This window comes from Arenibacter arenosicollis, assembly GCF_014397245.1.
In the GTDB taxonomy this organism is placed as follows: Bacteria; Bacteroidota; Bacteroidia; order Flavobacteriales; family Flavobacteriaceae; genus Arenibacter; species Arenibacter arenosicollis.
In genome coordinates, this window is sequence record NZ_JACLHY010000011.1 from 85,522 (window position 1) to 104,071 (window position 18,550).

Genomic DNA, 18,550 nt, shown 5'->3' on the forward strand with positions numbered 1-18,550 from the left:
ATTTCTTAAAGGATTATCCCAGTATGCGTGAGGCAGCTTTTGTGAAGCAAAATAAAGAAAAATGGATAGCATTTGAAAAGGCTATCAACTATAATGCCCACATTAACCCGGACGAACTTGCAAATGGCTATATTCAACTGACCAACGACTTGGCCTACGCACAAACCTATTACGCGGAAAGCAAGACTTTATTGTATTTGAATTCCCTAGCCTCACAGGCCCATCAAAAAATATACAAAAACAAAAAAGAAAGTCGGAATAGGATATTTGATTTCTGGAAAACCGAATTTCCACTTTTTTTTAGACAATATCACAAGACACTTGGAATTGCGTTCCTAATCTTTATTGTTGCCACCGCCATTGGAAGTATTTCCGTTATTAACGATGATACATTTGTGAGATTAATTTTAGGGGATGCCTATGTTAATGAGACTCTCAACAATATTGCCAATGGTGACCCAACGGCCATTTACAAAGGCGGCAGTGAAATAGGTTCTTTTTTAGGGATTACCATCAATAATATTAAAGTAGCCTTTATGGCATTTTCCTTTGGTGTAATCACCAGTATTGGTACGGCATATATTCTATTTAGCAATGGCGTAATGCTGGGAGCGTTCATTACTTTTTTTTATACCCAGGAAGTTTTTTATCAGGCCAACAAACAGATTTGGTTGCACGGGACCATAGAAATATCGGTAATCATCATCGCAGGATGTGCCGGATTGATCATGGGCAATAGTATCCTATTCCCCAAAACATATTCCAGACGCGTATCCTTTATGAAAGGTGCCAAAGACGGATTAAAAGTAGTGGTCAGCACCATACCTTTTTTTATAATTGCCGGATTTATTGAAGGATTTATAACCCGCTATTCCAATATGCCCCCATGGTTGGCGTTTTTAGTTATAGGCAGCTCCCTACTATTAATTCTATTTTATTATATTTTTTATCCCATATTATTAAACCACGCTCATGCAAACCAGAGACCAGGAAAAATTTATTGAACTAAGGGTAGATAGGGACTTTGGTGATATCATCAATACCTACTTCGACTTTTTTAAACAGAACCTAAAAAAATTTACCAATGTCTTTCTAAGCTACAATGGTATTTTTCTGATAGGGTTATTGATTGTAAGTTACTTGCTGGTATCAGGAGTAATAGGTCTTATCACCAACAACCAAAATTCGGTCTTGGAAACCGTGGGATCTAGCAGTGATGCCTATATAATGTATTTTATAGTTGGTGGAATTTTGTTCTTTTTTATTTTCTTAATGGTGGCGGTGTTAAATTATAGCCTAAGCACCTCCTATATGATAAAATATGAAGAACATAAAGGCCAAAAATTTAATAAAACCGACGTTTGGGCAGAGGTCAAAAGCAATTTGGGTAGTATAATTGCTTTTATTTTAATACTGATATTGCTCTTTTTGGGCCTTATGATCGCCGCCGTTGTCCTGACCTTTATCCCATTGGTAGGAATGCTTGCACAATACGTAATACAATATTTTGTCATGGCTTGGGTGGGAGTATCTTTTTTTGTTATGTTAAAGGAAAAAAGAGGCGTTACAGAGGCTCTAGGGGAAGGTTGGAATTTGGTAACCAAAAACTTTTGGAAATCGGTTGGGGTAAATTTTATCCTGGGATTTTTAATTGGGCTTTTGTTCATGGTAATTATTATGATACCCGGAATTCTTATCGGAATCTACACATTTCACGTGGTTCAAAATGATGTTGACCTAGGTGCCTCAATAGTACCGACCATCATTTATACCTTGGGAACCTGCCTATTACTTATTATAGGGGTATATTCACAATGTTTGTCCCAATTCGTAAATGGTCTTTTATACTTTTCCCTGCACGAAAAAACGTATAATTTAAATTCGAGAAGCAAAATAGACCAAATAGGACTTGAGGACCAGTGATAAAAATAAATTTTACTATTTGCAGCTTTTTTGTACTATTCTCCGGGTCCGCCCAAGGGGAAAAAGATTCCATTACCTTAAATGAAGATAGGGGCGGCAACTTAGTAATCCGCTCTTTGGACGAAAATCTGGCACAGAAATATCAGGGCAAAGAATTTAACTACTCCATTAAGGACGGGGAATCCCAAAATTTATTGGCACGTTTTCTCAACTGGTTAATGAACGGATTAAAGGATGTTTTTGGCATAGACCTCCCCCCGGGAATCACTCAAATTTTGGAGTACCTCATATACTACCTTATGGGTGCATTGGCCATATACCTGCTTGTAAGATTTTTAACCGGGGAAAGTGCCTCTGCCATATTTAGAAAAAAAGCTACTTCTTTCACAAATATAAACCTGGCCGAGGAACATATAGAAAGTCTGGATTTGGATGTATTGGTAAACGATGCCATAAAGCAAAGAAATTACCGATTGGCCATTCGCTATCAATACTTAAAGGTTTTAAAAACACTATCACAGCAGCAGATCATTGAATGGCATTATGAAAAAACAAATCAGGATTATGAAAAAGAAATAAAAGTTCCGGCAATAAAGCTGCTCTTCAAAGATGTATCCTATCTCTACGACCATATTTGGTACGGGGAACAGGAGATAGACGAGCATAAATACATGGCTGCCCAGATGAAATTTACCAACCTAAATAATATAGGGAGCAATGGATAGGCGTTCTAAAATTATCTTGGGCCTATTTCTTGCGGTACTTATAGGTACCGTGGTAACCGAAATTGTACGCCCCAAACCCCTGAACTGGAGACCATCCTATACGTCATCGGACAAGATACCTTTTGGTTGTTATGTTTTGTACGAAGAACTTCCAAATCTGTTCCCTGAACAGGAAATATATTCATCCAACGAAAGTTTGTACAATATCTTGGTAGATCGTGATACCACAAAAACTTCCAACTACTTGCTGATAAATGATTTCTTGGACCTGGATAAACAGGAAACCCATCAATTACTGCAGTATGTAAGTGGTGGCAACGACACCTTTATTGCAGCTTCAGGTTTTGGCTCCATCTTATCGGACACCCTAAACATAAAGGTCGAAACCCAATATTCGGTAAAGGAGGATACAGTACAAATTCGTCTTACCAACAATTCCTTTTCAAAAAGAAACTATACCCTTTCAAGGGGTGTTTACAATACGCACTTCTCATCGGTTGATTCCTTGAACACTACTATTTTGGGCTACATTTCATTCGACACAGAAAAAGGGCTTATTAATTCGGGGTCCACGGAAAATACCGAAAGCCCCAATTTTGTGAGAATAAAATTTGGAAAGGGAAATTTTTACCTGAATACCACACCACAGACATTTACAAATTATTATATGTTAAAGGATAACGCCGGCTATGTTGCCAATACCTTTTCCTATTTAAAAGACAAGGATGTATATTGGGATAATTATAAGAAATCCGGGCGTATCGTCATAGACTCGCCAATGCGTTTTGTACTTAACCAAGAATCCTTAAAATGGGCCTATTATCTTAGTATGATTGGTTTATTGATTTTTATAATATTTAAGGCGAAGCGGGAACAACGTATTATTCCCGTCATTAAACCCTTGGAGAATTCATCGATCGAATTTGCCAAAACCGTTGGGGGTCTATACTACGAACATAGGGATTTTACCGATTTAAGCTCTAAAAAAATCAACTTTTTCCTGGAGCATATCAGAAGTCATTACCACCTCAACACAGAATCTATAAACGAAAAAACAGCTAGAGATCTATCGGCAAAAACGGGCAAACCACTTTCGGAAACCCAAGAAATTTTAGATCTAATAATACAACTTAAAAGTAAAACACATCACAGTGAACAGGATGTAATTCATCTGAATAAAAAATTGAATCAATTTAATAAATAAGGCATGGAAGAAATTCAGAAAGGGGACGATAACAACCCGTTGGAATTTAAAAGTAGAATAGACCTTGGTCAGTTGCAAACCTCGGTAACACAGATAAAGTCGGAATTAGGGAGAGTGATCATTGGTCAACAGGACATGATTGAATTGCTAATTATATCTATCCTTGCCAACGGACATTCCCTAATCGAAGGAGTCCCGGGGGTAGCCAAAACGGTTACCGCAAAACTCTTGGCAAAAACCATGGATGTAGGCTTTAGCAGAATCCAATTTACCCCGGACCTAATGCCGAGCGACATTTTGGGCACCTCCATTTTTAATGTAAAGACCTCTGAATTTGAATTTAAAAAAGGCCCTCTATTTTCCAATATTATTTTGATCGATGAAATAAATCGAGCCCCTGCAAAGACTCAGGCGGCCCTTTTCGAGGCCATGGCAGAACGACAGATTACCATGGATGGTCTCACCTATGAAATGGAACCTCCCTTTTTGGTGTTCGCTACCCAAAACCCCATAGAACAAGAAGGTACATACCGACTTCCCGAAGCTCAATTGGATAGATTCCTATTTAAAATTAAGGTGAATTATCCTTCTTTGGAGGAAGAAATCCAGATATTGGAAAGTAAACATCGTCAGAAAAACAAAAACATTGAAAGCTTAATAACGTCTGTACTCACAGCAAAGCAAATAGCAAACTACCAGGACACCATTAAGGAAATCATTATAGAGGACAATTTGATGAAGTACATTGCTGGCATTGTTAACAACACGCGCAGCAATGCCAATCTATACCTTGGAGCCTCTCCAAGGGCCTCTATAGCCATAATGGACGCTTCCAAAGCGTTGGCCGCCCTTAACGGCCGCGATTTTATAACCCCTGACGATATTAAAAAAGTAGCGGTACCTATATTAGTGCACAGGGTATTATTGACCCCGGAAAGGGAAATGGAAGGCTTTACCCCGGACAAAGTGATAAAACAAATTTTGGAGACCATTGAAATCCCAAGATAATTGGTTGATAATTAATTTAATCCTGTGCGAACGCGATGATAGGTTTTTCCATTATAAAGTAATGGATAGCATAAAAAATACATGAAAAAAATCTTTAAAAATATTTATCTCCAAAGGCGATTTTTTATCGTTTTATCAAGCTTGGTACTCAGCTTTTTAATCTCCTATATGGTTCCTGATATTTTGGGGGCAATAAAATTGTTATTCTATATTTTTTCTTTGATTTTTTTGGTTGATATTATTTTGGTTCTTGCCTCCAAAGGTGGAATAAGTGCTGAACGCATAGTTCCAGAAAAACTCTCTAATGGGGACGAGAACGAAATTGAAATAAACCTAAGTAATTCATACTTGTTCCCGGTAGGTTTGAAGATTTTGGATGAAATTCCCCATCAATTTCAGAAACGCGATTTTGGTATTGAAACTACTCTAGGTAAAGGAAAGGAAAAGGCATTCCAATATTACCTTAGACCTACGGAAAGGGGTGTGTATTCTTTTGGAAATTTAAATGTCTTTGCCCATTCTCCAATTGGCCTAATCTCCAAAAAATACACTTTTGGCAATGCACGGGAGGTCCCAGTATACCCTTCCTTTTTACAATTGCGGAAATATGACTTAATGGCCTTTACCAATAGATTGTTCGAATATGGTCTTAAGAAAATTCGCCGTATTGGCCATACTATGGAGTTTGAGCAAATTAAGGATTATGTACAAGGAGATGATATTAGGAACATTAATTGGAAAGCTACTGCCAAAAAGGGCCAGCTAATGGTAAATCAATATCAGGATGAAAAATCACAGCCCATATACTCTGTAATCGATAAAGGAAGAGTGATGAAAATGCCTTTTAATGGCCTTAGCTTATTGGATTATGCCATTAACGCTACTCTGGTCATATCTCACATTGCACTTAAAAAGCAGGATAAGGCCGGGATGTTCGCCTTCAGCAAGAAGATGGAAAACCGGGTGGTCGCCGAAAGGCGAAGCTCCCAAATGAACCTAATACTGGAGACGCTCTACAATCTGGAAACCAATTTTGAAGAAAGTGATTACAGCCGATTGTATGCAGATATTAAGCGTAATATTAACCACAGAAGTCTAATATTACTCTATAGTAATTTTGAGACCTTGGACGCCCTACAACGGCAACTCCCCTATCTACAGGCTATTGCCAAACAACATTTATTAGTGGTCATTTTCTTTGAAAACACCGAGTTGACCAAGTTTGTGGATGAAAAAGCGGAGACAATCCAGCAAATATTTGAAAAAACCATCGCGGAGAAATTTGCTTATGAGAAGAAACTTATCGTCAACGAATTAAGAAAATATGGCATACAGACTATCCTAACGAAACCCGAAAATCTTACTATTAACACAATCAACAAATACTTGGAAATAAAAGCTCGTGGATTAATTTAGAGCTTTAGAATGGCCATATTGGACAGGATACTAGGATTATCCATGTTCACTTTTCAACACTTACAGCTCTCCCTTTGGACAGTCTAATCAACATCTCCCTTTTCCTTCTTTTTTTCTTTTCCGAAAAAATATCTATGGTAATCCCAACAGATACTCCCCCCAAAACTGTGGCCGTTAAGTCCCTATTATCCCAACCATTATAAATATGTTCATCATAGGCCTCTTTTGCCAAGCCTGCCAATAAACTGGATGCGAAGGCTCCTGCTATCCTCCAATAGCGATTACCATTGGAGATACGATCAGCTATATCGGCACCAATGGCACCACTTATTGCACCAGCTGCAAAATGCTTAACCTTATCCTCCTGTAGTTGTGCGCTAATTGGTAAAGTAGAAAAAGAAATGATAATACCTATAATTATTCCTTTCATGGGCCACAAAGATACTAAGGCCTTTATAAATACTTTTGGTAATTGTACCAAAAAATAAATTATGTAAATTGTACACAACTCATAACATTGAAGAATATGGATTCCAATTACGCCAAGATATTTTCCGGCAATTTTATTTTGTCCCAGACGATTATAAATCAATTAAGAGAAATAGGTATAGAACCGATTATAAAAGACGAATCGGAATCAGGAAGATTGGCAGGTTTTGGTTCTCCCATGCAGGGAGATCAAGAGATATTCGTTAATGCAGAAGAGTTGGCAAAAGCACAAAGTATTGTCCAAAAAGTTATTGGCGCGTAAAATCCGGGCCATTGCATTGTACTCTAACAATTCCGAGTACAATTGTAACTAAAAGTTTGCCCAGTCATGATCTAAACTCATTAGTCAGAACATCAACATAAATTAACTTGATTCTGGCATATCTCCCTAGAATTCACTATTTTTAGATAAAGAAATATTAGTTTTTCTTTCCCCCTCCGTTAGCGTTTATTAATTCTCCCCTTGTAATTTAGAACTTTACTTTTAAGAACCTAGTCAATCTATATTCAGATATAGTTTGACCTTACTTGCTAGTTTTATAATCCAATTGGGAATTAACACATCAATACAAATTTTCAACGTCATGAAAACAAAATTAAGTCTCTTGATAATAGCCTTAGTACTATTACCACTTGTTTACTATTGGACACCAGAACCTACACCACAAGTACTGGAAGTAACGCAGGAAGCCAGTTTTTACTCCATGAAATGTACCGTTGCCAAATACCTCTTGAGCAATGTAGACACTACACAGCAAATTGCACCGCTGTTTGAGAACCTAGGTAATTTACATTTCGGCATAAGCACCAAAAACCAAAAGGCTCAAGCTTATTTTGATCAAGGCATAAAACTTACCTATGCTTTTAACCATGCCGAAGCCCATCGTTCGTTTATGGAAGCATCACGGCTTGACCCAAAGGCTGCAATGACCTATTGGGGCCAGGCATATACCTTAGGTCCCAACATAAATGACCCTATGCCCGATGACGAGCGCAGGACAAAATCTTATGAAGCCCTCACAAAAGCCAAGAACTTAGCCCAAAATGGTACTCCAAAAGAAAAGGCTTTAATAGATGCTTTGACCCATAGATATAGTAGTGACTTAACAAAGGATATTCCGGAATTAAATATGACCTACATGAATGCCATGGAAAAAGTAGTGAAGAAATTTTCCGACGATGCCAATATTCAAACCTTATACGCGGCTTCCGTTATGAATACCATGCCCTGGAATTATTGGGACAACGATGGCAACCCAGCTCCCAATACACTAAAGGGAAAAGCTGCCCTGGAGCGTGCCATGGCCCTGAATCCTGACCATCCAGGGGCACATCATTATTATATACACATGGTGGAACTTCCTAAACCGGACCTCGCCATTCCCAGTGCTGATAAACTAGGGTCCTTAATGCCAGCAGCAGGCCATATTGTACATATGCCCTCACATATTTATATAAGGGTAGGTAGGTATGAGGATGCCGTAAAGGTAAATCAGGCCGCAATTTTGGCAGATGAGGATTATATTTCGCAATGTTATTCACAGGGCATGTACCCACTTGGATACTACCCTCATAATTTGCACTTTCTATGGTCTGCCTCCACCCTTTTGGGCAATAGCGATCTGGCCATTGACGCCGCCAAAAAAACCGCAGAAAAAGTCCCTATTGGCGAGATGACAACATTGCCATTCCTACAAGATTTTGCATCAACGCCACTTTTGGCCTATACACGGTTTGGAAAATGGAATGAAATTTTGACGATACCCTATCCAGGGGATGATTACAAACATCTTAAACTTATTTGGCACTATTCAAGGGGCATTGCCTTTATTAGAAAAAATAATATTAAAGAAGCTAAAGAAGAATTAGAGGCCCTTTCCGCTATGAAGAACGACCCGCAATTAGAAACTGTAGTTGCCAACTATACCAATCCATCTTCAAATATTGCTCAGATTGCCCATGCGGTAATTTCGGGTGAGATTGCTGCTGCTGAAGGCGATTTACCAAATGCCATGGAGCATCTTTCAAAAGCCATTTACCTGGAAGACCATTTAATTTACAGCGAACCTACTGCCTGGCATATACCTGTGAGGCAGACGTTGGGGGCCATCTTGGTAAAAGCTGAAAAATTTTCGGAAGCCGAAAAATTATATAAGGAGGATCTGGAAGTTCTCCGCCAGAACGGTTGGTCCTTAATTGGTCTACACGAAAGCCTAATTGGGCAAGGTAAATTGGAAGAAGCTAAAAAGATCAAACAAGAATTTGATACCGCTTGGAAACATGCCGATATAAAGATAACAACATCTATTTTATGATTTTGAAAGGCCAATTTCCAAATTTGAGGGACACTTTAAACCTAATTTTCCCCAATTGCGTTATGAAACCTAGGTGTGATAAAATACTTTAAACAATATTCATTTTACAATTGCTTCACCTCGGCCTTCGCAATTGTAAATTCCTTTATTAAATCGGCTACAATTTGGGCTGCGGGTTTAATATCATGGATAATAGCTGCAACTTGACCTATTTCCAGTTCCCCTTCGTCCAAATCACCCTCGAACATACCTCTTTTTGCTCGTGCTCTGCCCAACAGCACTTTTAGCTCTTCCACGGAAGCACAGGCAGCATAGGCTTGTTGTATATCACTATAAAACTTATTTTTTATTAATCTTACCGGGGCCAATTCCTTTAAGGTCAACTGGGTTGCCCCGTCACCGGCCTCTACCACTTTTTGCTTAAACAGGTGGTGGGACGAGGCTTCATCGCTGGCTACAAATCGACTACCTACCTGAACCCCATCGGCACCCAAAACCATAACGGCCAACATGGCCCTGCCCGTGGCAATTCCACCAGCAGCAATTAAAGGAATACTTATTTTTTCTTTTACAGCAGGAATTAATGTCAGTGTAGTGGTCTCATCCCTTCCATTATGTCCACCTGCCTCAAAACCTTCCGCAACAATAGCATCTACTCCAGCCTCCTCAGCCTTTTGGGCAAATTTAACACTACTCACCACATGTACCACAGTAATTCCCTTGTCTTTTAAAAAGGAGGTCCAAGTTTTTGGATTGCCAGCCGATGTAAATACAATCTTTACACCTAGGTCTACAATGATATCCATTAGCCTATCAATATCCGGATAAAGCATAGGTATGTTTACGGCGAAGGGCTTATTGGTGGCCAACTTACATTTCTCTATATGTTCGCGCAGGACCTCGGGGTACATGGATCCCGCTCCTATTATACCCAGTCCTCCAGCATTGGAAACAGCCGAAGCCAAACGCCATCCACTGGCCCAAACCATTCCAGCCTGAATTAATGGGTATTTAATTCCAAAAAGCTCGGTAATTCTATTTTGCATAAATACCTTATCTATTTCCGGACGGTTTAAATTTCAATGGCAGTCCAGAAATATTTGTTTGTTGGTTAATATTAGATATCAAATTTTACCTAATTGATGCATCAGCTTTATACAAGCCCACAGTTGTTAGGAGATTACTCCGGAGCCTATCAATTCTTCCCCAATATACCAGGCCACAAACTGACCTTCCGTAATGGCCGATTGCTTTTCTTCAAAATCGACATACAAACCGGCATCTACTCTATATAAGGTTGCTTTCTGCAAAGGTTGTCTATATCTTATCCTAGCCATAACTTCCATGCTCTGGTCCACCTCCAAGGCCAAATCGGTACGCACCCAATGCAATTCATCATTGTTGACAAATAGGGTCCTACGATAAAGTCCAGGGTGGCTTTTGCCTTGACCGGTGTAGATTACATTTTGATCAACATCTGTCTCTATTACAAATAATGGTTCTTTAGTACCACCTACATCCAAACCTTTGCGTTGTCCCTTGGTAAAATAATGGGCACCTTGGTGCTCCCCAACTACCTTCCCGTCGGTTAGGTCATAATGAGGCTTTTCTGCAAAAAACGCTAATTCCTCTAACTTGGAATTAAACTCGGGAACATTATCAGCGTACTGCTCCAATACGGCAGGCACCTCAACAATAACACCCTTTTTGGGTCTCAGTTTTTGTTGTAAAAATTCGGGCAAGCGAACTTTCCCAATAAAACAAAGACCTTGGGAGTCTTTTTTATCCGCAGTGATCAAATTATTTGCTGCAGCTATTTTACGCACCTCAGGCTTCAATAATTCCCCAATAGGGAATAAGGTTTTAGAAAGCTGGTCCTGTGACAGTTGACATAAAAAATAGGACTGGTCCTTATTTCCATCGGCTCCCGCTAGCAATTGATAGGTTTCCGACCCATCTTCATTCTTAATAACGCCTTTTCTGCAATAATGACCTGTGGCCACGTAGTCCGCTCCCAGCTGCATGGCTATTTTCATAAACACATCAAACTTAATTTCGCGATTACAAAGCACATCTGGATTAGGAGTCCTACCTTTTTCATATTCCCTGAACATATAGTCAACGATACGCTCCTTATATTGGGCACTTAGGTCCACTGTCTGAAAAGGTATTCCTAACTTCTCGGCAACAATTAGTGCGTCATTGCTATCCTCCAGCCATGGGCATTCCTTGGAAATGGTCACGGAATCGTCATGCCAGTTTTTCATAAATAGGCCTATAACCTCATATCCCTGTTCCTTTAAGAGATATGCTGTAACACTGGAATCCACACCACCGGAAAGTCCGACTACCACCTTTCTCATACGTTTAAATCTTCTTTTATGTATTGTACCCCTTGGTCGTCTTCCACCAATAATGACTTACAATTAGTATGCAAAAATACAAAATTGGGATTTGGTTGCTTTAAAAATCTGGCTCAATAACAACTAAGGGAAGACCCCAATAATAGTAACCAATTTTAATCGTCCTATTTTTGGACAAGACTAAAAAAATTTGGATCTAATTATTTAAGGATTTTTAATAGACAAACGGAAAGTCGTCAACCTTAAAATAGGAATAAAATTATGTATACAAATCCCTAAACAACAAAAGGAGCCACTTTAGCATACTAAAAAGGCTCCTTTACAACTATTAGTTTTATACAGTCTGAAAAATATCAATATTTGAGGACCCAAAACTTACCAAACTAAACCAAATCAATGCTAAAAACCCCGACTAATTGGCCGGGGTTTTTTGTTTTACAAATTACCCCCCAATACTTCAATCTTCCTCTTCAAGGACATCAATTATTTCATAACCATCTTGAACAGGTTTATACACAGCATCATTGAGTTCATACGCTGGGACTCCTTCAAAATCAATTTCGTAGGCATCCTTGGGTAGCTCGTTAACTACAGCTCCTTTTGGGGGCGCAACTATTTCATATTCATCACCCATTTGTTGATAGAATACTCCATCTGCGTACCTATAGGCACTACCCCTTACTACAATTCGGATTGCAGTCCTTGGTAATATGCGGACTCTAAACCCACGTGGAGGAAAACTTCTTACATAAACACCTTTCCTAGCTATATAGAACATTCCCCCAACTGGATAATAGGCCACCTTTCTGTGCATGACAGCCACAGTACCATTTGGCAAACGCCTAAGCGTTCTGCGTACAACCCTTCTATTATGCCTTCTTACCTTTCTTTTAACCTTCCGTACTTTTTCAACTTTGGTTCTTTTGGACACGCTTGTCTGAGCCTCCAAATTGGGGTTGGACAAAAAGAACATTATCAATGCCAATCCTATAACAAATTTTAAATTTTTCATATTAGCGGTATTAATGATTATTCATACCTAAGACTTTGGTTGAAAAAAAAGGTTTAAACACCGCTTATTCCCACAGTAGAAATTGATTTTAGAAGCAATGTGATTATTGTTGGAACACTAATGAAGATCAAGGATATCCACAAAAAAAAAGTGCTTGAAAAAATTCAAGCACTTTAATTATCCAGAAGGTAAATTTTGACTTATTTCTTACCTATTTTTTTTTGTTCCTCTGCCTGTTCCATCATCTCCCTCATCTTCTTTTGAAACTTGTTTTCTTTCTTAGGCTTCTTCTTATTTTCTTGAATCTGGGCATGGATTTTGTCTTCGTCCAAGATAAAATTCTTAATAGCCAACATAATAAAAATGGTAATCAAGTTAGATACAAAATAGTATAAACTAAGTCCACTGGCATAGTTATTAAAGAAAACCAACATCATTAAAGGAGACAGGTACATAATAAATTTCATATTCGGCATTCCTGGCTGCGTCTGCATATTTTGACCAGTTGTCATCATCATATAGAAGAAGATGGCAACCGAGGCCAATATGGGAAACAAACTAACATGATCCCCGTAAAATGGAATAGTAAATGGCAATTGAGCTATAGCATCATAGGAAGAAAGGTCATCTGCCCATAAGAAAGGTTTTTGTCTCAATGCAAAAGAAGTTGGAAAAAACATAAACAGGGCATAGAAAATTGGCATCTGCAGCAATGCAGGTACACAACCACTCATGGGACTTACCCCAGCCTTGTTGTACAATTTCATAGTTTCCTGTTGCTTTTTCATAGCATTGTCCTTAAACTTCTCATTAAGCTCAGTAATTTCAGGTTTCAGCACCTTCATTTTGGCTTGTGACAAATAGGACTTATAAGTTGCAGGAGACATAATTAGCCTCACTAAAATGGTCATGACTACAATAGCAATACCGTAAGGTAAAAAAGAACTCAAGAAGGTATAAACTGGGGTGAAAATATACCTGTTTATCCATCCAAAAATTCCCCATCCAAAAGGAATGGAATCTTCCAGCCCCAATTCTTTGTATTGTGCCAATACCTTTACATCTGTTGGACCGTAATACCAATTAAAATTATAGGCCAACTCCCCACCTTCCAATTTTAAAGGCACTTCTGAAGCAAATTCCTTGGTAAATTGTTGGGTATGGCTTTCCTCCTCCACCAAGTTAATGGAGTTGAGTTTGGCAGTTTCGAATTTATTGGCATAGGTAAGAATAGAACTAAAGAAATGCTGCCTGAAGGATATCCATTTCACATCCACTTCCGTTTCCTCATCTTCACTACCCTCAGAAAGCTTACTTATTTTGTCATCATCATGATTGTAAGTAACCCTTGTATATCTATTTTCGTATTGGATACTTTTGGAATGTCGAATTGTCTTCATTTTCCAATCCAAATCAATGGGCTTGGAACTATTCAGCACCCCATTTAAACCTTGGGAACGCACGGTAAAACCAATAAGATATTCGTCCGGTTTCATTTCGTATCTATACTCCAAGAATTTATCGGAAGCCACTTTGGCCTTCATGGAAAGCACCTGATTTTCTCCAGATTTGGAAAGTGTAGGTTCAAAATATAAATCGTTGGTATTCAGAACCCGGTTGTCCGAAGTACTAAAATTAAGGGCGAAATTTGCATTACCATCCTTAATTAAATAAACTGGAATGGAATCATAGGTAACATACCCCTTCATTCTCGCCTCTATGATCTGACCTCCTTTGTTGCTTATTTCCAAATAAACAACATCATTTTCCAAAACCGTAGTCCCTTCGGAAGGAGCTGTATAGCCAAAAGCACCAATAGCGCTTTTATAACTTGCCACAGCCGTTGAATCTTGGAGATCGATTGACTTGGGTTGGGGAATTTCTTCCTTAACCGAGTTGGTCTTTTGCGATTCAGCAGCCTCTACCTGCTCTTGTTGTGCCTTCTTCGCTTCCAGCTCTTCCGGCGTTGGCTGATTCTGCCAAAACATAAAAATAAGAATACCAAAAATCAGCACAAAACCGATCATGGTATTAATATCCAATTTCTTTTCCTCCATCTAAAGTTAAATTTTAAAATATTTTCGGCAGGGATTCAATCAATATCAACGTTCCCAACAGATTAAAACAGCTTGCAAATATATGCCCAATTAGGCTATTTATGCCAAACTGGCACTAGTTTATTGCTTTCCTTCCTTCTGGTGCTTTAAAGCCGCTTTTACAAACCCCACAAATAATGGATGTGGATTGTCTACCGTACTCTTATATTCAGGATGATATTGCACCCCAATAAACCAAGGATGTGAAGGAATCTCTACGATTTCAACCAACCCTGTTTCCTTATTCACTCCAGAAGCCACAAGTCCAGCTTCCTCCAATTGTTTTTTATAATTGTTGTTGAACTCATAACGGTGACGGTGGCGCTCGGAAATTTCGGACACCCCATGATAGATTTTTTGCACCAAACTACCCTTTTCCAAATGACAGTCCCAGGCACCCAATCGCATAGTTCCCCCCTTATTTATGATATTTTTCTGTTCCTCCATAATACTGATGACAGGATCAGGGGTATTTTCGTCCATCTCAGTGGAACTGGCATTTTTTAGACCAAGTACATTTCTGGAATATTCTATTACAGCCATTTGCATTCCCAAACATATACCTAAAAATGGAATTCCATTTTCACGGGCAAATTGGACCGCTTTAATCTTTCCTTCTATTCCTCTTTCACCAAATCCGGGTGCTACCAGTATCCCGTCCAAACCTTGCATCTTCTTTTCCATATTCTTGGCCGTAAGATGTTCGGAATGAATAGATTTCACTTTTACTTTCACATGATTTACAGAACCTGCATGGATAAAAGATTCCAAAATGGATTTATAGGAATCCTGCAATTCCACGTACTTCCCTATAAGTCCTACAGTTACTTCATTTTTAGGATTCTTGTGCCATTGTAAAAATTGATTCCATTTAGTAAGATCGGGAACCACATCATCCGGTAGGGCCAATTTTTTAAGCGTTACGGTATCTAAACCTTCTTCTTGCATTAAAATTGGCACATCGTAAATGGTGGATGCATCTATGGATTGTATAACTGCTTCCCTCTTGACATTGCAAAAAAGTGCGAGTTTATCTTTTAAATCATCTGGAATTTCGTGTTCGGTCCTACAGACCAAAATATCGGCTTTTATTCCACTTTCCATTAAGGTCTTTACGGAATGTTGGGTAGGTTTTGTTTTTAACTCCCCTGCAGCTGAAAGATAGGGCACCAAGGTTAAATGAATTACAATTCCATTATTATCCCCCAACTCCCAAAGCAACTGGCGCACAGCTTCTATATATGGAAGAGATTCAATATCACCCACCGTACCACCAATTTCTGTAATTACAATATCGTAATCCCCGCTTTTACCCAATAATTGGATACGTTCCTTAATTTCATTGGTAATATGGGGTACTACTTGAACCGTTTTCCCCAAAAACTCACCTCTTCTTTCCTTTTCTATTACGCTTTGGTAAATTCTTCCAGTAGTAACGTTATTAGCCTGTGAAGTCCTCACATTTAAGAAGCGCTCGTAATGTCCCAAATCCAAATCGGTCTCAGCACCATCATCGGTAACATAACATTCACCGTGTTCATAGGGATTTAAAGTTCCCGGATCAACATTGATATAAGGGTCTAATTTTTGGATAGTAGTTCTATAACCTCGAGCCTGTAATAATTTGGCAAGAGAGGCTGCTATAATCCCTTTTCCTAGGGATGAAGTAACCCCGCCGGTTACAAAAATATATTTAGTCTGTGACATGAAGCGTTAGGTTGAATTCTTAACGCCAGCAAAAATACGAATTGCTATAACAATTAACGGCTAATATTGGGGAAAATCTTTTTGAATTTTTCTAATCAGCCCCTCCAATCCGTTAATTTTAATTTCCAGCATTGCTCTTAACAAATTTCCAAGCTTTCCCTCGGGAAATCCACTTTGTTGAAACCACACCAAGTATGGCTCGGGAAGCTCTACCAAATACCTTCCCTTAAACTTCCCAAATGGCATTCTATAATGAGCCAATTCTATTAATTGCCTTTTATCCGGAACTACATTCATATTCAAGAATCTATCCAAATATACCACCTTCAGAATGGCTTCCAAAATGTTTGACCAAAATCTTCCCTTCAATTTAAACCAAGTGCGTTTAGAACATTCTATTTCTAAATTCCGTACTTTTAATACAAATCACTTATCTTTATACACGTATTATTTACGTTTAAAACATAAAGATTTAGAATATGGCTTAGATGACAATTCGGACAACAGAATTGTTATAACCTAGTCATCAACAAATTAACAATAGCCAGTTAAAAATATTTCTGGAAAACCAAAAAGACCTTCAATAGAAAATAAAACATATATAGATGAAAAGAAGAACATTCATAGGAACTTCAGCAGCCGCATCTGTTGGCTTGCTGGCTTGCAAAAATGGAAATGCAATGGAATTAAATAAAGAAAAAGAAACCAAACTAAAAAACAACATTAACCATAGCGTCTGCTATTGGTGTTATGGCAGCATCCCCCTAGAAGATTTTCTTAAGTCGTTAAATGACTTGGGGGTAAAAAGTGTAGACCTTATTGGTCCCAAAGATTGGCCTTTACTAAAAAAATATAATATTAATTCCTCTATGTGCAATGGGGCCGAAATTAGCCTTACGGAAGGCTGGAACGACCCCAAATATCATGAAACTTTGATCAAAAATTATACAGAAATGATTCCTAAGGTTGCCAAAGCAGGGTACACCAATCTTATCTGCTTTAGTGGTAACCGCAGGGGAATGGATGATGCTGTTGGCCTACAAAACTGTGTAGACGGATTAAAACAGATTATGCCACTGGCCGAAAAACACGGAGTAGTGATACAAATGGAGTTATTGAATTCCAAGGTGAACCACGATGATTATATGTGCGATCACACGGAATGGGGTGTGGAATTATGCAAAAAGTTGGGGTCCAACAATTTTAAACTACTATATGATATCTACCATATGCAGATTATGGAGGGTGATATCATTAGAAATATCGAAGATTACAACGAATTTTTTGGACATTACCACACTGGAGGAAACCCAGGAAGAAATGAAATTAACGAAACTCAGGAACTGTATTACCCAGCCATCATGAAGGCTATTTTGTCCACTGGTTTTAAAGGGCATGTTGCACAGGAATTCATACCCACTTGGGAGGATAAAATAGCAGCTCTAAAAGAAGGGGTTACTATTTGTGACGTATAGTAGAATTTAAATACAAGTACTTAAAATTTATCAATCCAAAAGGAGACTTTGTAAAAGGTCTCCTTTTAATTATTTAAAGCTTTCCTGATTTTTTTATTCCAAATTAATTGCTGAACCGTATCCCTGGAAAAATTGGTTTCCGAATCGTATTTATTCTGAAAATCGTTTAATTCCCTGAGAATATTTCTATATATCTCCTTCACCTCAGCTTTTGCGTTTTTAGTGAATTTGGTCTTGGCCAACTGTTGCCTCATTTTACGGGCATAAACTTCGGTGATATCAAAATGTAATTGTTCGTGACCCAAAACAATAGAGTTGGCCAATTTATGTTTATACCAGGATTTGTATGGATAAAAATGGCAGCTTACCTTAAAATCAAGCTTCATTTTATCCGCGGTTCCTTGAGCAGAAAAACTGTATGTTATTCCACTTGCCGTAATCGCGGCTGCCTTGGAAATATTGGATGGCTTACCCTTGAAATCGGCCCAGGTCAATTTTTTCCCAGGGTGCCATTCAATAACCTCATCCTCTTGACCCAAACCCGAATTGAATATCAGGCATATCACAAGTAGCGTTATCGCTTTTAAAGTTCCCACTAGAAAGAAATATTTGTTGAGATATCAGTGTGCATTTTACAATGCATCCGGCAGGTATGCGCCGTGCGATCCAAAATTTTTCTAAGTTTATCCAAGATATTATTGAAGGTATTAAATTTAACATGGATATCAGGCATCCTCCTAGGTTCGGCTTTCGTAAATTTAGTCACTTCCTCCGTAGAATTCTCTAATTCCAATTCCAGACTTATGTACATTATTTC

General features: G+C 38.5%; 17 protein-coding genes. 9 read left to right on the plus strand and 8 right to left on the minus strand.

Annotated features, from left to right (window positions below):
- Nucleotides 1-23 precede the first annotated feature (23 nt).
- The 6 genes from H4O18_RS12210 to H4O18_RS12235 all read left to right on the plus strand — a co-directional run bounded on the left by H4O18_RS12210 (nucleotide 24) and on the right by H4O18_RS12235 (nucleotide 6,276).
- On the plus strand, nucleotides 24-1,004 hold the full coding sequence (locus H4O18_RS12210) for a stage II sporulation protein M (RefSeq protein WP_187584949.1): 981 nt from the start codon (nucleotides 24-26) through the stop codon (nucleotides 1,002-1,004).
- A complete protein-coding gene (locus H4O18_RS12215) occupies nucleotides 973-1,923 on the plus strand; it encodes a hypothetical protein (protein WP_187584951.1) in 951 nt (316 codons plus the stop codon). Before H4O18_RS12210 ends, H4O18_RS12215 begins: the two co-directional genes overlap by 32 nt.
- Nucleotides 1,920-2,648, plus strand: coding sequence for a hypothetical protein (locus tag H4O18_RS12220; protein ID WP_187584953.1), 729 nt, complete (start codon nucleotides 1,920-1,922; stop codon nucleotides 2,646-2,648). The genes H4O18_RS12215 and H4O18_RS12220 overlap by 4 nt, the downstream gene beginning before the upstream one ends.
- Nucleotides 2,641-3,852, plus strand: coding sequence for a DUF4350 domain-containing protein (locus tag H4O18_RS12225; RefSeq protein ID WP_187584955.1), 1,212 nt, complete (start codon nucleotides 2,641-2,643; stop codon nucleotides 3,850-3,852). Before H4O18_RS12220 ends, H4O18_RS12225 begins: the two co-directional genes overlap by 8 nt.
- Before the next feature lie 3 nt (nucleotides 3,853-3,855).
- Nucleotides 3,856-4,860: an AAA family ATPase gene (locus tag H4O18_RS12230; protein ID WP_187584957.1), complete on the plus strand. Its 1,005-nt coding sequence runs from the start codon at nucleotides 3,856-3,858 to the stop codon at nucleotides 4,858-4,860.
- An 81-nt stretch (nucleotides 4,861-4,941) separates the two neighbouring features.
- A complete protein-coding gene (locus H4O18_RS12235) occupies nucleotides 4,942-6,276 on the plus strand; it encodes a DUF58 domain-containing protein (protein ID WP_187584959.1) in 1,335 nt (444 codons plus the stop codon).
- A 46-nt stretch (nucleotides 6,277-6,322) separates the two neighbouring features.
- Here H4O18_RS12235 and H4O18_RS12240 read toward each other — a convergent pair whose 3' ends face one another.
- Nucleotides 6,323-6,706 carry a YfiM family lipoprotein gene (locus H4O18_RS12240; protein WP_187584961.1) on the minus strand — a complete coding sequence of 128 codons (384 nt, stop codon included), beginning with the start codon at nucleotides 6,704-6,706 and terminating at the stop codon, nucleotides 6,323-6,325.
- Between the two features lie 96 nt (nucleotides 6,707-6,802).
- On the opposite strand from H4O18_RS12240, the gene H4O18_RS12245 reads away from it, so the two are divergent.
- Nucleotides 6,803-7,027 carry a putative signal transducing protein gene (locus tag H4O18_RS12245; protein WP_187584964.1) on the plus strand — a complete coding sequence of 75 codons (225 nt, stop codon included), beginning with the start codon at nucleotides 6,803-6,805 and terminating at the stop codon, nucleotides 7,025-7,027.
- Between the two features lie 322 nt (nucleotides 7,028-7,349).
- Nucleotides 7,350-9,080 carry a tetratricopeptide repeat protein gene (locus tag H4O18_RS12250; RefSeq protein WP_187584966.1) on the plus strand — a complete coding sequence of 577 codons (1,731 nt, stop codon included), beginning with the start codon at nucleotides 7,350-7,352 and terminating at the stop codon, nucleotides 9,078-9,080.
- Nucleotides 9,081-9,184: 104 nt separating this feature from the next.
- Here H4O18_RS12250 and H4O18_RS12255 read toward each other — a convergent pair whose 3' ends face one another.
- From H4O18_RS12255 to H4O18_RS12280, 6 genes are all read right to left on the minus strand, one after another.
- On the minus strand, nucleotides 9,185-10,126 hold the full coding sequence (locus H4O18_RS12255) for an NAD(P)H-dependent flavin oxidoreductase (RefSeq protein WP_187584968.1): 942 nt from the start codon (nucleotides 10,124-10,126) through the stop codon (nucleotides 9,185-9,187).
- Between the two features lie 126 nt (nucleotides 10,127-10,252).
- Nucleotides 10,253-11,443 (minus strand): tRNA 2-thiouridine(34) synthase MnmA, encoded by a 1,191-nt coding sequence (gene mnmA, locus H4O18_RS12260; RefSeq protein WP_187584970.1) that lies wholly within the window; start codon nucleotides 11,441-11,443, stop codon nucleotides 10,253-10,255.
- Nucleotides 11,444-11,900: 457 nt separating this feature from the next.
- Nucleotides 11,901-12,455 (minus strand): DUF6515 family protein, encoded by a 555-nt coding sequence (locus H4O18_RS12265; RefSeq protein WP_187584972.1) that lies wholly within the window; start codon nucleotides 12,453-12,455, stop codon nucleotides 11,901-11,903.
- A gap of 200 nt (nucleotides 12,456-12,655) precedes the next feature.
- Nucleotides 12,656-14,512, minus strand: a complete 1,857-nt coding sequence (yidC, locus tag H4O18_RS12270) for a membrane protein insertase YidC (protein WP_187584973.1) — start codon at nucleotides 14,510-14,512, stop codon at nucleotides 12,656-12,658.
- Between the two features lie 120 nt (nucleotides 14,513-14,632).
- The gene (gene pyrG / locus H4O18_RS12275) at nucleotides 14,633-16,258 is read right to left on the minus strand and encodes a CTP synthase (RefSeq protein WP_187584975.1); all 1,626 of its coding nucleotides are present in this window, start codon (nucleotides 16,256-16,258) and stop codon (nucleotides 14,633-14,635) included.
- Between the two features lie 60 nt (nucleotides 16,259-16,318).
- Nucleotides 16,319-16,555, minus strand: coding sequence for a DUF3820 family protein (locus tag H4O18_RS12280; protein ID WP_187585066.1), 237 nt, complete (start codon nucleotides 16,553-16,555; stop codon nucleotides 16,319-16,321).
- Between the two features lie 308 nt (nucleotides 16,556-16,863).
- On the opposite strand from H4O18_RS12280, the gene H4O18_RS12285 reads away from it, so the two are divergent.
- On the plus strand, nucleotides 16,864-17,733 hold the full coding sequence (locus H4O18_RS12285) for a hydroxypyruvate isomerase family protein (protein WP_187584977.1): 870 nt from the start codon (nucleotides 16,864-16,866) through the stop codon (nucleotides 17,731-17,733).
- 65 nt (nucleotides 17,734-17,798) lie between these two features.
- Here the strand turns inward: H4O18_RS12285 and H4O18_RS12290 are convergent, their stop codons facing one another.
- Nucleotides 17,799-18,329 carry a DUF922 domain-containing protein gene (locus H4O18_RS12290; RefSeq protein WP_343065462.1) on the minus strand — a complete coding sequence of 177 codons (531 nt, stop codon included), beginning with the start codon at nucleotides 18,327-18,329 and terminating at the stop codon, nucleotides 17,799-17,801.
- Nucleotides 18,330-18,550: the final 221 nt, after the last annotated feature.

Bases quoted from the DNA above. Each gene is read 5' to 3' on its own strand.
- H4O18_RS12210 (WP_187584949.1), top strand. From the start codon at position 24: ATGCGTGAGGCAGCTTTTGTGAAGCAAAATAAAGAAAAATGGATAGCA.
- H4O18_RS12215 (WP_187584951.1), top strand. From the start codon at position 973: ATGCAAACCAGAGACCAGGAAAAATTTATTGAACTAAGGGTAGATAGG.
- H4O18_RS12225 (WP_187584955.1), top strand. From the start codon at position 2,641: ATGGATAGGCGTTCTAAAATTATCTTGGGCCTATTTCTTGCGGTACTT.
- H4O18_RS12230 (WP_187584957.1), top strand. From the start codon at position 3,856: ATGGAAGAAATTCAGAAAGGGGACGATAACAACCCGTTGGAATTTAAA.
- H4O18_RS12235 (WP_187584959.1), top strand. From the start codon at position 4,942: ATGAAAAAAATCTTTAAAAATATTTATCTCCAAAGGCGATTTTTTATC.
- H4O18_RS12240 (WP_187584961.1), bottom strand. From the start codon at position 6,706: ATGAAAGGAATAATTATAGGTATTATCATTTCTTTTTCTACTTTACCA.
- H4O18_RS12245 (WP_187584964.1), top strand. From the start codon at position 6,803: ATGGATTCCAATTACGCCAAGATATTTTCCGGCAATTTTATTTTGTCC.
- H4O18_RS12250 (WP_187584966.1), top strand. From the start codon at position 7,350: ATGAAAACAAAATTAAGTCTCTTGATAATAGCCTTAGTACTATTACCA.
- H4O18_RS12255 (WP_187584968.1), bottom strand. From the start codon at position 10,126: ATGCAAAATAGAATTACCGAGCTTTTTGGAATTAAATACCCATTAATT.
- mnmA (WP_187584970.1), bottom strand. From the start codon at position 11,443: ATGAGAAAGGTGGTAGTCGGACTTTCCGGTGGTGTGGATTCCAGTGTT.
- H4O18_RS12265 (WP_187584972.1), bottom strand. From the start codon at position 12,455: ATGAAAAATTTAAAATTTGTTATAGGATTGGCATTGATAATGTTCTTT.
- yidC (WP_187584973.1), bottom strand. From the start codon at position 14,512: ATGGAGGAAAAGAAATTGGATATTAATACCATGATCGGTTTTGTGCTG.
- pyrG (WP_187584975.1), bottom strand. From the start codon at position 16,258: ATGTCACAGACTAAATATATTTTTGTAACCGGCGGGGTTACTTCATCC.
- H4O18_RS12280 (WP_187585066.1), bottom strand. From the start codon at position 16,555: ATGAATGTAGTTCCGGATAAAAGGCAATTAATAGAATTGGCTCATTAT.
- H4O18_RS12285 (WP_187584977.1), top strand. From the start codon at position 16,864: ATGAAAAGAAGAACATTCATAGGAACTTCAGCAGCCGCATCTGTTGGC.